The organism is Hominiventricola sp., from assembly GCF_057604405.1.
Genome location: NZ_DBLYVB010000001.1, coordinates 289,701 through 303,059 on the forward strand (window position 1 = coordinate 289,701; position 13,359 = coordinate 303,059).

13 protein-coding genes and 1 pseudogene are annotated in these 13,359 nt (G+C 46.3%); 1 reads left to right on the forward strand and 13 read right to left on the reverse strand.

The genetic code is table 11. The features are described 5' to 3' along the window. Window positions 1-31 precede the first annotated feature (31 nt). The 10 genes and pseudogenes from rpsA to ACZMB2_RS01415 form a co-directional block, all read right to left on the reverse strand. Window positions 32-1,111: a 30S ribosomal protein S1 gene (rpsA, locus tag ACZMB2_RS01370; RefSeq protein ID WP_487595164.1), complete on the reverse strand. Its 1,080-nt coding sequence runs from the start codon at window positions 1,109-1,111 to the stop codon at window positions 32-34. After that, window positions 1,092-1,944: pseudogene (gene ispH / locus ACZMB2_RS01375) on the reverse strand (4-hydroxy-3-methylbut-2-enyl diphosphate reductase). The gene rpsA and the pseudogene ispH overlap by 20 nt, the downstream one beginning before the upstream one ends. Then, complete coding sequence (gene cmk, locus ACZMB2_RS01380) at window positions 1,935-2,591, reverse strand: (d)CMP kinase (RefSeq protein WP_487595165.1); 657 nt, start codon at window positions 2,589-2,591, stop codon at window positions 1,935-1,937. Before cmk ends, ispH begins: the two are co-directional and overlap by 10 nt. A gap of 15 nt (window positions 2,592-2,606) precedes the next feature. After that, entirely contained in the window at window positions 2,607-3,836 is a 1,230-nt protein-coding gene (locus tag ACZMB2_RS01385) for a BaiN/RdsA family NAD(P)/FAD-dependent oxidoreductase (RefSeq protein ID WP_487595166.1), read from the reverse strand. Window positions 3,837-3,891: 55 nt separating this feature from the next. Next, on the reverse strand, window positions 3,892-4,440 hold the full coding sequence (locus ACZMB2_RS01390; protein ID WP_487595167.1) for a shikimate kinase: 549 nt from the start codon (window positions 4,438-4,440) through the stop codon (window positions 3,892-3,894). 59 nt (window positions 4,441-4,499) lie between these two features. Next, window positions 4,500-5,912, reverse strand: coding sequence for an oxaloacetate decarboxylase subunit alpha (locus ACZMB2_RS01395; RefSeq protein WP_487595168.1), 1,413 nt, complete (start codon window positions 5,910-5,912; stop codon window positions 4,500-4,502). Window positions 5,913-5,953: 41 nt separating this feature from the next. Then, window positions 5,954-7,105, reverse strand: a complete 1,152-nt coding sequence (locus tag ACZMB2_RS01400) for a sodium ion-translocating decarboxylase subunit beta (RefSeq protein ID WP_487595169.1) — start codon at window positions 7,103-7,105, stop codon at window positions 5,954-5,956. A gap of 26 nt (window positions 7,106-7,131) precedes the next feature. Further along, window positions 7,132-7,506 (reverse strand): biotin/lipoyl-binding carrier protein, encoded by a 375-nt coding sequence (locus ACZMB2_RS01405; protein WP_487595170.1) that lies wholly within the window; start codon window positions 7,504-7,506, stop codon window positions 7,132-7,134. Between the two features lie 23 nt (window positions 7,507-7,529). Further along, window positions 7,530-8,342 carry an OadG family transporter subunit gene (locus tag ACZMB2_RS01410; protein WP_487595171.1) on the reverse strand — a complete coding sequence of 271 codons (813 nt, stop codon included), beginning with the start codon at window positions 8,340-8,342 and terminating at the stop codon, window positions 7,530-7,532. A 15-nt stretch (window positions 8,343-8,357) separates the two neighbouring features. Next, window positions 8,358-9,794 (reverse strand): acyl-CoA carboxylase subunit beta, encoded by a 1,437-nt coding sequence (locus ACZMB2_RS01415; protein ID WP_487595172.1) that lies wholly within the window; start codon window positions 9,792-9,794, stop codon window positions 8,358-8,360. A gap of 195 nt (window positions 9,795-9,989) precedes the next feature. Between ACZMB2_RS01415 and ACZMB2_RS01420 the strand changes: the two genes are divergently transcribed. Further along, entirely contained in the window at window positions 9,990-11,162 is a 1,173-nt protein-coding gene (locus ACZMB2_RS01420) for a D-alanyl-D-alanine carboxypeptidase family protein (protein WP_487595173.1), read from the forward strand. Window positions 11,163-11,165: 3 nt separating this feature from the next. On the opposite strand, the gene scpB is transcribed toward ACZMB2_RS01420, so the two are convergent. Genes scpB through ACZMB2_RS01435 form a run of 3 tightly spaced genes read right to left on the reverse strand, consistent with a single transcriptional unit; the run spans window position 11,166 to window position 13,318 of the window. After that, window positions 11,166-11,735, reverse strand: coding sequence for an SMC-Scp complex subunit ScpB (gene scpB, locus ACZMB2_RS01425; protein ID WP_487595174.1), 570 nt, complete (start codon window positions 11,733-11,735; stop codon window positions 11,166-11,168). Between the two features lie 20 nt (window positions 11,736-11,755). After that, complete coding sequence (locus ACZMB2_RS01430; RefSeq protein ID WP_487595175.1) at window positions 11,756-12,499, reverse strand: segregation and condensation protein A; 744 nt, start codon at window positions 12,497-12,499, stop codon at window positions 11,756-11,758. Window positions 12,500-12,502: 3 nt separating this feature from the next. Further along, the gene (locus ACZMB2_RS01435) at window positions 12,503-13,318 is read right to left on the reverse strand and encodes a metallophosphoesterase (protein ID WP_487595176.1); all 816 of its coding nucleotides are present in this window, start codon (window positions 13,316-13,318) and stop codon (window positions 12,503-12,505) included. Window positions 13,319-13,359 lie beyond the last annotated feature (41 nt).

The following is a 13,359-nucleotide window of genomic DNA, read 5'->3' on the forward strand; positions in this document are numbered from 1 at the left end:
CTTTTTATTCATGATTTACTGAAGAGTCAAATTACTCTTCCTCAGCTGCCTCTTCAACCGGGGCTTCCAGAGCTTTCATGCTCAGGCTGATCTTGCGATCCTCACCGTTGAAATCTACAACTCTTGCTTTGATCACCTGTCCAACCTTCAGTACATCAGACGGTTTCTCTACATGCTCTCTGGAAATCTGAGATACATGAAGCAGTGCATCAACACCCGGCTCCAGCTCTACGAATGCACCAAAGTCAGTCATACGAGCAACCGTTCCCTCTACCTCGTTGCCTACTGCATATTTCTCAGCAGCATTCAGCCACGGGTTGGTATCATCAAATTTCAGACTTAAAGCAATCTTGGTATCTCTGATCTCTTTGATCAGGACATTGAGTTTCTGGCCAACTTTGAACATCTTCTTCGGATGCTCAACACGTCCCCAGGACATCTCAGAAATATGAAGCAGACCATCTGCTCCGCCAAGGTCTACAAATGCACCGAAATCGGTAATGTTCTTAACGGTTCCTTCTACAACGTCTCCCTCGTGGATGCGCTCGAACAGCTCTTTCTGCATCTCAGCTTTCTTAGCTACGAGAAGCTGTCTTCTGTCACCGATAATTCTTCTTCTCTTCGGATTGAACTCTGTGATTACGAATTCAATCTCCTGATCTGCATATTTTGCAAGATTCTTCTCATAGGTGTCGGATACAAGGCTTGCCGGGATAAAGATTCTGGTCTCATCCACAACAACGCTTAAACCGCCATCCAGTACCTGAGAAACCTTTGCAGTCAGCACTTCTTTATTTTCAAATGCTTCCTCAAGTCTCTTGCTGCCTTTTTCAGCTGCAACTCTTCTATAGGAAAGCTGAACCTGACCCTCTCCGTCATTGACTTTCAGCACTTTCACTTCCATCTTGTCGCCAACATTGACCATAGTTCTCAGATCAGCATTTGGTACGTTAGTATACTCGTTACGGGATACGATACCGTCGGATTTGTATCCTATGTTCAAGATGATCTCATCTTCTTTGACATCAATGACCGTACCCTCTACGACTTCTCCTGTTCTGATAGTTTTTAATGAATCTTCCAGCATCTGTTCAAAACTTAATTCTGACATCGTTTTTGAACCTCCTCAATAATTTTCTTTGGGGTGGAAGCCCCTGCTGTAATACCTACGAGCCCAGTAGATCGTAATACTTCTAAATCCAGGTCATGAACTGTCTGTATATAGTAAGTATTCTCACACTCTTTTCTACAAATTTCAAATAACTTCTGCGTATTTGAACTGTGGCTGCCGCCAATCACAATCATGGCATCTACTTTACCTGCAATCTGACGCGCTTCTGTCTGCCGCTCTTCCGTCGCATTGCAAATTGTATTTACAACAATCCTATCATACCTCTTTTTGTCAAGAATTTCAACTAAATCTTTAAATTTCTTGTAGTTAAATGTCGTCTGTGACACGATGCAGACCTTCGTTCCTTCCGGCAGATTGAGTGCCTCTGCCTGCTCTGCGGATTCAATGACCAGAGCCGGATGATGGCACCATCCCTTAATTCCTTCTACTTCCGGATGATTGTCATTTCCAATAATAATAATCTGACGTCCTGCTGCACTTTCTTTTTCCACAGTACGATGGATTTTTTTCACAAAGGGGCAGGTAGCATCCACACAGTTTAATCCTTTGGCACTGATCAGATCATAAATTTCTTTCCCTACACCATGGGACCGGATAATGACGGTTCCTTCCGTCAGCTGCCCCAGATCTTCTTTTCCTTCCAGAACCTGGACTCCTCTTTCTTCCAGATCCTGCACAACCACTTCATTATGAATAATGGGACCATAGGTATAAATTGGACGAATTCCTTTTTCCACCTGCTCATAGACCGTGTCTACCGCCCGCTGTACACCGAAACAGAATCCTGCACTTTTTGCCACTGTTACCTGCATAATGAAAGAATCCTTTCTACCACCTGTTCAATGGTCATCTCGGAAGAATCCACTAAAACAGCATCCTCCGCCTGACGAAGGGGGGAAGTCTCCCGGTGCATATCCCGGTAATCGCGGTCTGCAATGTCAGCCTCAATCTTCTCAAGATCTGCCACCTGTCCCTTTTCCTGCAGTTCCAGAAAACGTCTCATGGCTCTGGTATGGGTACTGGCGGTCAGATAGACTTTTACATCCGCTTTGGGAAGCACAACGGTTCCAATATCCCGACCATCCATTACCACGTCTTCTTTGGCTGCCAGCTCCTGTTGCAACTCTACCAGTTTCTTCCGGACTTCCGGCACCGCAGAGGAGACGGAGGCCATATTTCCCACCTCTTCGGTTCTCAGGTAGGCATTTACATTCTCTCCATTTAAAAGGACAACCTGCTCCCCCTTCTGGTAAGCAATGGAAATATCCGCATTCTGGCAGGCTTTTGCGATCGCAGCCCTATCAGACGTATCCACTCCGGTTCTCAGAAGATACAATGCCATGGCACGATACATGGCGCCCGTGTCCACATAAATAAATCCGCGCTTTTTTGCAACCAGTTTTGCAATGGTGCTTTTTCCGGCTCCTGCCGGTCCGTCAATAGCAATATTATAACTCATCTGTCTTTCCCCCATTTATTCTGTAGCAGCATTGGCTGCGGCTACTGCCGTAGACCAGGCAATCTGCAGATTGAATCCACCGGTTACCGCATCCAGATCCAGCACCTCGCCGATAAAATAAAGTCCCGGAACCGTTTTTGATTCCATGGTGGACGGATCAATCTCTTTCACAGACACACCGCCTTTTGTAATGATAGCCTCATTATATCCTCTTAAGCCTGTTACGGTCAATTCCAGTTCTTTTAAACAAGATAGAAAACGCTCTCTTTCTTCCTTTGTTATATCATGAATCCGCTTTTCCGGTGCAATTCCGCACAGTTCATACATGACCGATACGAGTTTGGACGGCAGGAAGGACGGCAATACATTTCGAAACTGCTTGTTGGCATTGGCGTCAAACTCTCTTAAAATTCTCGCATCCAGCTGTTCCTTTGTCAGTGCTGGTTTGAGATCCAGATAAAGCTTTACCTCTTTCTCCCGGATTTTTCTGGCACAGACACTGCTGGCTGTCAGAATTAACGGTCCAGTCACTCCAAAATGAGTAAACATCATTTCTCCAAAGTCACTGAAAAGTTTCTTTTTCCCGTCTTTTATCAATATTGAGACATTTTTCAATGAAAGTCCCTGCAGTTCCTTCACCCAATCTTCCCGCACATTAAAAGGTACCAGCGACGGACAGCATTCTGTTACCTTCAGTCCAAACTCTTCTGCAAACCGATAACCATCGCCTGTAGAACCGGTACTCTCATAAGAAATACCTCCGGTTGCAACGATCACTTTATCTGCGGTATCTTTCGTGCCGTCCGCCAGCTGCAGAGTAAATCCTGTATCATTTTTAAGCACTTTTTTTACTTCCGCATTCAGATGTATCCGGACCCCTGCCTGTTTCATGGATCTTCTCAAAGTATCCAGTACATCTGCAGAACGGTCTGACAGCGGGAATACACGATTTCCGCGTTCTACCTTTAATTTAAGCCCTTCTTTTTCAAAAAAATCCATGGCATTTTCATTGGTAAATCCATAAAATGCGCTGTACAGAAACTTCTTATTACTCTTCACGCTCTCCAGAAGTTCTTCCATATCGCATGCATTGGTCAGATTACACCGGCCCTTTCCTGTGATATACAGCTTCTTTCCGGTCTTTTCATTTTTTTCATACACATGTACTTCCGCTCCCCGTCTTGCCGCGAAAATGGAAGCCATCATTCCGGCGGCTCCGCCGCCGATAATCGCAATTTTTTCCATAAAAAAAGAATCTCCTTAAAATACAAGGAGATTCTACTATCTATAGGAAGGTTTGTCAATGTTCTGAGATGTCTTTCCTTAGACGACTCAACATTTCTTCACAAATCTGGTCTGCTGTTTTTTCATCTGTTTCTATTATCAAATCTGCGGCAGCCTCATACTTTTCACGACGCTGCTCCAATAGCTCCTTAATATAAGAAACATTTTTATTGTCCTCAAGCAATGGTCGATCGTGATTGTTCTTTACTCGCTCCAAAATTGTCTCGGGTTTTGCCGTAAGAAGTACAATCCGTCCATTTTTTCGCATTTCCCGCACATTACATTCTCTCAGAGGAGTTCCTCCGCCGCAAGATACGATCACCGGTACACCAGACTGCATTTCCACCAAAAGGTCTGTCTCCAGATCACGAAAATGCTGTTCTCCATATGTTTTAAATATGTCGGAAATACTCATATCCGCACGTTCTGCAATGATCTGATCCATCTCCACCACTTTTCTGTCCAGTTTTCTGCTGAGACAGTTCGCAATGGTCGTTTTCCCAGTTCCCATAAATCCAATTAGAAAAATATTAAACTGATCCATCTGTTTCTTCTCCGTCTTCATAACAAAAAAAGTTCCGATCCGCAAAAAATCTGCGGGCCGGAACCTTTCAGTTTCAATAATTATACCGGATAAGCTCCGTTTTTAGTATCTGCAACGTTTGCATCTACTTTGGTCTGCTGTGCTTCTCTATATTTGAAGAAGTCAGTAGCAACCTGCGGGAACAGTGCATAGGACAGAACATCCTCATCCTGCTGTTTGTATTTCTCCATCTCAGCTTCCAGCTTCGGCAGCTCGTTGCCGATCAGGTCTGCCGGACGACAGGTAATGATCTCGCTATCTCCGATGCACTTCTTCTGTACTTCCGGATTGAACGGTTTTACAGTCTTTCCGTACTTTCCGGAAAGAACGTCTTTGGTCTCTTTGGTTACCATCTTGTAACGCTCACCCATGATAACATTGAATACTGCCTGAGTACCAACGATCTGAGAAGACGGAGTAACCAGCGGGCACTCACCAAGGTCTTTACGTACACGCGGAACCTCTTCCAGTACGTCGTAGAACTTGTCTTCTGCATGCTGCTCTTTCAGCTGGGAAGTCAGGTTGGAAAGCATACCACCCGGTACCTGATACAGAAGAGTCTTAATGTTAACACCAAGGTTCTTCGGATTCAGCAGACCGCTGTCCAGAGCCTCATCACGCATCGGTCTGAAGTAGTCAGCAATCTCAGCCAGAAGCTTCTGATCATAACCGGTATCGTAGGGAGTTCCTTTGAAGGTCTCAACCATAACCTCAGTTGCCGGCTGGGAAGTTCCCAGAGCAAACGGAGACATTGCACAGTCGATGACATCTACACCAGCCTCAACAGCTTTCAGATAAGTCATGGAAGCAACACCGGAGGTGTAATGAGTATGCAGCTGAATCGGAATATCAACGGTCTCTTTCAGTGCTTTTACAAGCTCAGTTGCTTTGTAGGGCAGAAGCAGACCAGCCATATCCTTGATACAGATGGAGTTTGCACCCATCTCTTCGATCTGTTTTGCCATGGAAGTCCAGTACTCCAGAGTGTAAGCATCTCCTAAAGTATAGGAAAGAGCTACCTGCGCATGTCCTCCCTCTTTGTTAGCTGCCTTAACAGCGGTCTGCAGGTTACGCAGGTCGTTCAGGCAGTCAAAAATACGGATAATATCAATTCCGTTTGCAATAGATTTCTGTACGAAATACTCTACTACATCATCACCATACGGACGATATCCCAGGATATTCTGTCCACGGAACAGCATCTGCAGTTTGGTTTTCTTTGCTCTTGCACGGATTTTACGAAGTCTCTCCCACGGATCCTCTTTCAGGAAACGTAAGGATGCATCGAAAGTAGCTCCGCCCCAGCACTCCAGAGAATGATATCCAACATCATCCAGTTTCTCGATGATCGGAAGCATCTGCTCAGTGCTCATACGGGTAGCGATCAGAGACTGATGTGCATCACGCAGAATAGTCTCTGTTATTTTAATCGGCTTTTTAGCGATTTCTGTCATTTTATGATTCCTCCTACATAATATTCACTTCAGTCAGCAGCTTAGAATACTCCAAAGATAGCCATGAAGGTACCTGCAGCAACTGCAGTACCGATAACTCCTGCTACGTTCGGTCCCATTGCGTGCATCAGAAGGAAGTTGGTCGGGTCTGCCTCAGCACCAACCTTCTGGGATACACGTGCTGCCATCGGTACTGCAGATACACCTGCGGAACCGATCAGCGGGTTTACCTTTCCTCCCGTCAGCTTGCACATCAGTTTACCGAACAGAACACCTGCTGCGGTACCAAATGCAAATGCAACCAGACCAAGAGCAACGATTTTCAGTGTATCAGCATTCAGGAATGCCTCTGCACTGGTGGTAGCTCCTACGGAAGTACCAAGGAGAATAACAACGATGTACATCAGAGCGTTAGATGCAGTGTCAGTCAGCTGACGAACAACACCGCTTTCACGGAACAGGTTACCCAGCATCAGCATACCAACCAGCGGAGCTGTGGTAGGCAGAATCAGGGAAATGATAATCGTAACGATGATCGGGAACAGAATTTTTTCCAGTTTGGAAACCGGACGAAGCTGCTCCATCTTGATCTTACGCTCTTTCTCAGTCGTCAGGAATTTCATAATAGGCGGCTGGATAACCGGCACCAGAGACATATAGGAATATGCCGCTACTGCGATAGGTCCCATGATCGCCGTCTGCTGCAGTTTACCTGCCAGGAAGATAGAGGTCGGACCGTCAGCACCTCCAATGATGGAGATGGCTGCAGCTGCCTTATCAGAGAATCCAAGAAGCATAGCTCCCAGATAAGCTGCGAAAATACCAAACTGTGCTGCTGCACCCAGAAGGAAACTCTTCGGGTTAGCGATCAGCGGACCGAAGTCAGTCATGGCACCTACGCCCATGAAAATCAAGGACGGAAGAATTGCCCACTCATCCAGTTTGTAGAAATAGTAGAGAAGACCGCCGACTCCGTTGGCAGAATCCTCAAAGGAAAGCATAATGTCAGGATAAATATTTACCAGCAGCATACCAAAAGAAATCGGAACCAGCAGAAGCGGCTCGAATTCTTTGGCAATAGCCAGATAAAGGAACACACACGCAACCAGAATCATGACATAATTGCCCCATGTCAGGTTGAAAAATGCTGTCTGATGCAGGAGATTCCCTAAAGTATCAGCAATGTAGCTCATGTTGTAACCTCCAATGATTTATTGTCTTAGTTCATAGTAGCCAATACGTCACCGGATTCTACAGCATCGCCAACTGCAACATTGATGCTGGCAACAGTTCCATCTTCCGGAGCTACTACCGGGATCTCCATCTTCATAGCTTCCAGGATTACGATCGGATCACCAGCTTTTACAGATGCACCTGCATTAGCCTCAATCTTGAATACTTTACCCGGAACGGAAGCAGTTACTTCAACGGATCCAGCTGCTGCAGCCGGTGCTGCCGGAGCTGCTGCCGGTGCCGGAGCTGCCTTCGGTGCTGCTTTCGGAGCTGCTGCACGTACAGGAGCGCTTCCTGCGCCACCCTCTTCTACGCTTACTTCATATACAGTGCCATTTACGGTAATAGTATAATTCTTCATTTTTCAATTCCTCCTATATTCCACTAAGCTCTTTTCCATTTTGCAGAATCCGCACGTCTGATGGAACGTACAACGAATCCATCGGAAGAGCTTCCAGTGTATGCACAGATTGCTGCGGTGATTGCTGCTACCAGCTCGCCCTCATCAACTGTCTCTTCTTCAACAGCTGCAGGCTGTGCTGCTTCTTTTGCAGGAGCTGCTGCCGGAGCCGGAGCTGCTGCTTTTTCGTCCTCTTTCTTTTTGCCGAACTTCTTCTGGATTACCGGAATGAAGTTAAAGCAGTAGATAATCAGACTGATGAAAATCAATACACTGAATACGGTACCCATACCAAGGATCGTATTCATCAGTGCCTTTTCAAGAATCTCTCCAAGGCTGTAATTGGGATCCAGTGTTACACTCTGTGCAACACTCTTTTTATTAAATACAATGCTAAGATCTGCGGTACGGTTCTCATAGGTCAGATGGGTTACCAGAGTAATCTCATCCTTGTCTACGCTTACTTCATATCCATCAGTGGATACGTAAGCACCCAGCTCTTCCTCATTTCCTTCATAACCGGAAAACGCGGTAGTAAAAGCTTCCGGTGTGAAAGGAAGGCTGTAACCATCCAGAAGATCCTGTGCATCCTCTGCATCCATGGTTGCATAACTGTCAATCTGCTCATCCGTCATGCCGTCCCAGTTTGCTACCAGGAAGTCAGCCACAGACTGCAGATAGGACTGATCGTATGTAATCTCATCTGCTACTGTTGCAGTGCTGCCACAAGCAGTCAGTCCGAGAACAGATACACCAAGAACCATTGCTGCAAGAGTCTTTTTATAATTCTGTCTCATTTGCCTTCACCTCGCTTAAACGGTTCCGTGTTTTTTGCCCGGTCTGTCTTCTCTCTTGGTAAACAGCATTTCAAATGCGCCGATGACATATTTTCTGGTGTCCTGAGCATCGATTACGGTATCTACATATCCTCTCTTAGCAGCAGATGCTACACTGTTCTGAAGCTCTGCATATGCAGCTGCTTTCTCACGAAGCTCTTTTGCATCTGCTTCCGGATACATTACTTTGACTGCCATCTTGGCATCCATCATACCGATCTGAGCGTTCGGCCAAGCGTAAACGATATCTGCACCAAGACCTTTGCTGTTCATGGTAACATAAGCGCTTCCGAATGCTTTTCCGGTTACAACGTTTACCTTCGGTACATCTGCCTCAGCGAATGCTGCGGTCAGGGCTGCTGCTGCCTTTGCAATCTTTTTCTCGGTACATTTGGTTGCTTTGAATCCTGCTGCATTGGTCAGGGTCAGCACCGGGATATTGAATGCATCACAGAATTTTACGAAGGAAGCTGCCTTCTCACATCCTCTTGCGGACATCTCTGCGTTAAACTGCTCTACTGCGTTGCCGTCCTCATCATACAGAGTGGAACGGTTTGCTACTGCACCAACGGTCGTTCCGTTCAGTTTGATAAATCCGGTAACCATATCTTTTCCGTACTCTGCTTTGGTTTCAAAGAAAACTCCGTCATCAGAGATCATCGGCAGTGCAATTGCCGGATCTGCTGCGGAAGCCTCCAGATCTGCACATACTCTGTTCAGATCATCTTCGCAGTCAGTATAGGAAAGATCATCCTCGTTGTTAGCCGGGAGCATGGATACCAGCTCACGGATCTGAGCAATGAGTTCTGCTTCTTCTGCCACAACGTCTACGATACCAACTTCCTCGCTCTGGAATTTTGCACATGCGGTATCACATTTGGAACCATCATTGCCTGCCAGTGCGTTCGGAGCGTTTACAAATAATTTTGCTTTCTTAGACTCCATGAAAGTGAAATCAGACATAGCAGATGCTACTGCCATTCCGCCGCCGCAGTTGCCGAATACAGCTGTAATCTGCGGAACCACACCGGATGCCAGTGCCTGTTTCATATAAAGCTCTCCAAAAGCGTTCAGTGCATCAGATGCTTCCTGCAGTCTTAAACCTGCGCAGTCAACAAGACCGATGACCGGAGCGCCCATTTTCATAGCCATATCATAGATTCTGCTAATCTTCTTTGCATGCATTTCACCCATGGAACCTCCAAGAACGGAAGCATCCTGACTGTATACATACACGAGACTGTCGTTGATGACACCGTAGCCGGTAATAACTCCGTCAGAAGGGGTGTCTGTGTTGTTCATGTTAAAATCGGTAGCACGTGCAGTTACTGCAGCGCCGATTTCAACAAAACTGTTCTCGTCAAGCAGTGCTGCAATTCTGCTGCTTGCCAAGTTCTGTGCTGTACTACTCATTTTTCGTCCTCCACATATATTTATAGTTAAACCAATTTCTGCCGAGGATAATTGTAACAATTTGACGGGGATTTTTCAAGACATTTTTGTAAATGCAAACCAGAATTGACAAGTTTTTCACATTTTTACTGAAAGTTGTATGAGACAGGCCGGCAAATTCATACATTACACCAAAACCATTTTTAAGAGTTGTTTATGAACGTGTTAAGGCGACTTTTTTTCCTTATTCTGTGTCTTTTACTTCTCTGTGCGCTTCCCTCTCTTGCTGCGGAAGCACCGGACCATCTCTATGCCCGCTCCGCTGTACTGATGGACGCAAATAACGGCCGGATTCTCTTTGAAAAAAACGGAACCGAACAGCTTCCCATGGCCAGCACTACAAAAATCATGACGCTTCTGATCACCCTGGAAAATGCAAATCCGGAAAATACAGTTACCATCTCTTCTTATGCTTCATCCATGCCGGAAGTAAAGCTTCACATAAGAGAAGGCGAGCAATACCGGCTGAAAGACCTATGTTATTCTCTTATGCTGGAATCCCACAACGACTCTGCTGTGGCCATTGCGGAACATGTGGGCGGAAGCGTAGAAGCTTTTGCCGCCATGATGAACCAGAAAGCGCGGGATCTTGGCTGCTATCACACCTACTTTATTACCCCTAATGGTCTTGATGCTTCGGATGAATCCGGCGTGCATTCCACCACAGCCGAAGATCTCGCCCGCATTATGCGCGCCTGCATGGAACGGGAAGATTTTCTTGCCATCACCAGAGAGCCTTCCTGGTCTTTTTCAGATCTCTCCGGTACCCGTCATTTCACCGTCAACAATAAAAATGCGTTTCTTCATATGATGGAGGGCGCATTGACAGGAAAGACCGGTTTCACCAACGGGGCCGGTTACTGCTATGCAGGCGCACTGGAACGGGACGGGCGGCGGCTCATCGCAGTCGTATTGGCCTGCGGCTGGCCCAGCAACCGCACCTGGAAATGGTCTGACACCCAAAAGCTGATGAACTACGGCCTCACCTACTTTCATCCCGAATCCGTAGGTACCAATCTGTTTCTGCCTGATCCCATCGCAGTCACCAACGGACAGTCTGATCAGGTATTTCTCTCTGTAAAGACAGAAAAAAAGGAGCTCCTTCTGTCAGATCAGGACTCCTTTACCATGGACGTATTACTCCCTTCTTCGCTGGAAGCCCCAGTACAGGCCGGTCAGCTGGTGGGAACCGTTATTTACTATGTCAACGGCACTGTTCTGGATCTCTTCCCCATTGTCAGCACCGGACAGGTATCCTCTATTGATTTCCGCTTCCGGCTCCACCAAACTGTTTCTTTATGGCTTGCCGGAACCTTTCCTGGAAGTTAACTGTCAAAGATTCAGTTTCAACTGTACTTCTTCCTCTGCCTCGCTCTTCATCTCTTCCATCAGATCCGGCTGAATAGACGGCAGCTCCTCCGTAGAACGTACGCCAAAATTTCTCAGAAATTCTTCCGTCGTTCCAAAGAGAATCGGGCGTCCAGGTGCATCCAGACGTCCTGCTTCCCCTACCAGTCCATATTCCACCAGACGGTTCAGGGCATGATCAGAATTCACACCTCGGATCTTCTCCACCTCCTGACGGGTCACCGGCTGCTTGTATGCCACAATAGACAATACTTCCAGCTGCACATCCGTCAGCACATATTTTTTCGGCTGTTTTGCCACCTTAATCAACGTATCATAATATTCCTTCCGGGTACAGAGCTGAAAGGAATCCTCCAGTTCAATGATCTCCAGTCCGCCCTCCCGGCTATTATAACGGTCCATCATCTGATGCACCAGCTTTCTTGTCGTCTCTGTGTCATGACCAATGGCAGCGGCAAGTTTGTCCACGCTTACTGCATCTCCCATGGCAAATAACACGGCTTCCACCGCCGCTTCGATCTTTTCCAGCTCCAAATCCGTATCCTCCCGCCTCATCAAATTTGTGAGGTAATCAACATATCGTCAAACAACTGCTCCTGTACTACCAGAAGCTCTCCTGTCTTCATAAGTTCCAAAATTGCAAGAAATGTTACAATCATCTGAATCTTTCCCTTCTGTTCCTTCATAAGCGAAGAGAAACGGAAGGTGCTGTGTTGGCTTGCATACTCCCTGACAGAAACCATCTTCTCATCCAGACTGACTTCTTCCTGCTCAATCCGCCCGAATTTGCTTCGAATCGGGTCAATTTTCTCCGTCTGGCGCCGCATGAGTCCCTGAAAAATTGCATTCAGCCGGGTTAATGTCAGATCCCCTACCAATTCTTCCAGATTCACGGGCTGCTCGTATTTTGCCACTTCCTCCGGAATCGTAGGACCTTTATAAAGAGCATGTCCCGACATCGACAAACGGTCTCTTAACTCATAGGACATATATTTGTACATCTTATATTCCAGCAGTTTCTGTACCAGATCCTCTCTGGGATCAATCTCCTCGCCTTCCTCATCCACTTCAGCCGGAAGCAGCATCTTCGCCTTGATCTCCAGAAGGGTGGCCGCCATGACAAGGAATTCACTCATGACATTTAAGTCTTCCGTCTCCATGGCTTTCAGATATTCCATATACTGCGCTGTAATCTCCACAATGGGAATATCAAAAATATTGAATTTATTTACATCTATGAGATGGAGCAGAAGATCCAGCGGACCTTCAAAGCTCTCAATCTTTACCGACAATGCCATTTTCTATGCGTTTCCTTCCACGGTAATCAAAATCAGCTGCGGTGGATTAAAAATACGGATGGGCACTGTATGTTCTCCCAGTCCCGCACTGACTACCATATATTTTCCATTGACGGAGATCAGTCCTCTGTCATATTTTGGGAACAGCTGGGCCTGGGGTGTAATCAATCCTCCAATTCCCGGGATTCTTATAATGCCTCCATGCAGATGTCCGGAAAGTGTCAGATCTGCCCCCCATGCTGCATAAGTATCAAAATAAACCGGGTTGTGTGCCAGAAGAATATGAAAAACTTCAGGATCAGGTATTCCGAATTTTTCCCGCAGATCCTGTCCTTCAAAAGGCGGCTGCCGAAACTTTTTATAAAAAGAAAGTGGAAGCTCATATCCATAAATTCGGATTTTCTGCCCTCCCCAGGAAAAATCCATGGACTCATCTGTCAGAATTTTCACGCCGCACTCTGTCAGTCTGCGGCTGTAAACTTCATACTGCGTTCCGTATGTTTCCGGGCATTGCCGCATACGTGACTCATGATTCCCATTTCCACAGATTACCGGAATCTTTCGCTTCTTTAATTCTTCAAAAAGCTGTACCGCATGATCCATGGCTGCATGTTTTTCCGCAATCAGCATATCTCCCGCACACAGCACCAGGTCTCCCTGCAATTTTTCTATTTTATCTGCCAGAAACTGCTGATGCTCCCCCCATAACCGGTCATGGAGATCCGCCAGCATAACCAGTTTCAGAGGACGCATTTTCCGGGGCAGTTTTTCACTTTTAATCGTATATCGTACTGTCTCCAGTTTTCTTCTCTTTTCCATAAAGTTTATCATAGCATAAATTCCGGCAGTTCTGCAATTGG

Excerpts from the sequence above, each read along its gene's own strand:
- ACZMB2_RS01420 (WP_487595173.1), top strand. The coding sequence starts at position 9,990 with ATGAACGTGTTAAGGCGACTTTTTTTCCTTATTCTGTGTCTTTTACTT.
- ACZMB2_RS01395 (WP_487595168.1), bottom strand. The coding sequence starts at position 5,912 with ATGACAGAAATCGCTAAAAAGCCGATTAAAATAACAGAGACTATTCTG.
- ACZMB2_RS01415 (WP_487595172.1), bottom strand. The coding sequence starts at position 9,794 with ATGAGTAGTACAGCACAGAACTTGGCAAGCAGCAGAATTGCAGCACTG.
- ACZMB2_RS01405 (WP_487595170.1), bottom strand. The coding sequence starts at position 7,506 with ATGAAGAATTATACTATTACCGTAAATGGCACTGTATATGAAGTAAGC.
- ACZMB2_RS01390 (WP_487595167.1), bottom strand. The coding sequence starts at position 4,440 with ATGAAGACGGAGAAGAAACAGATGGATCAGTTTAATATTTTTCTAATT.
- ACZMB2_RS01385 (WP_487595166.1), bottom strand. The coding sequence starts at position 3,836 with ATGGAAAAAATTGCGATTATCGGCGGCGGAGCCGCCGGAATGATGGCT.
- rpsA (WP_487595164.1), bottom strand. The coding sequence starts at position 1,111 with ATGTCAGAATTAAGTTTTGAACAGATGCTGGAAGATTCATTAAAAACT.
- ACZMB2_RS01400 (WP_487595169.1), bottom strand. The coding sequence starts at position 7,105 with ATGAGCTACATTGCTGATACTTTAGGGAATCTCCTGCATCAGACAGCA.
- cmk (WP_487595165.1), bottom strand. The coding sequence starts at position 2,591 with ATGAGTTATAATATTGCTATTGACGGACCGGCAGGAGCCGGAAAAAGC.
- ACZMB2_RS01410 (WP_487595171.1), bottom strand. The coding sequence starts at position 8,342 with ATGAGACAGAATTATAAAAAGACTCTTGCAGCAATGGTTCTTGGTGTA.
- ACZMB2_RS01430 (WP_487595175.1), bottom strand. The coding sequence starts at position 12,499 with ATGGCATTGTCGGTAAAGATTGAGAGCTTTGAAGGTCCGCTGGATCTT.
- ACZMB2_RS01435 (WP_487595176.1), bottom strand. The coding sequence starts at position 13,318 with ATGGAAAAGAGAAGAAAACTGGAGACAGTACGATATACGATTAAAAGT.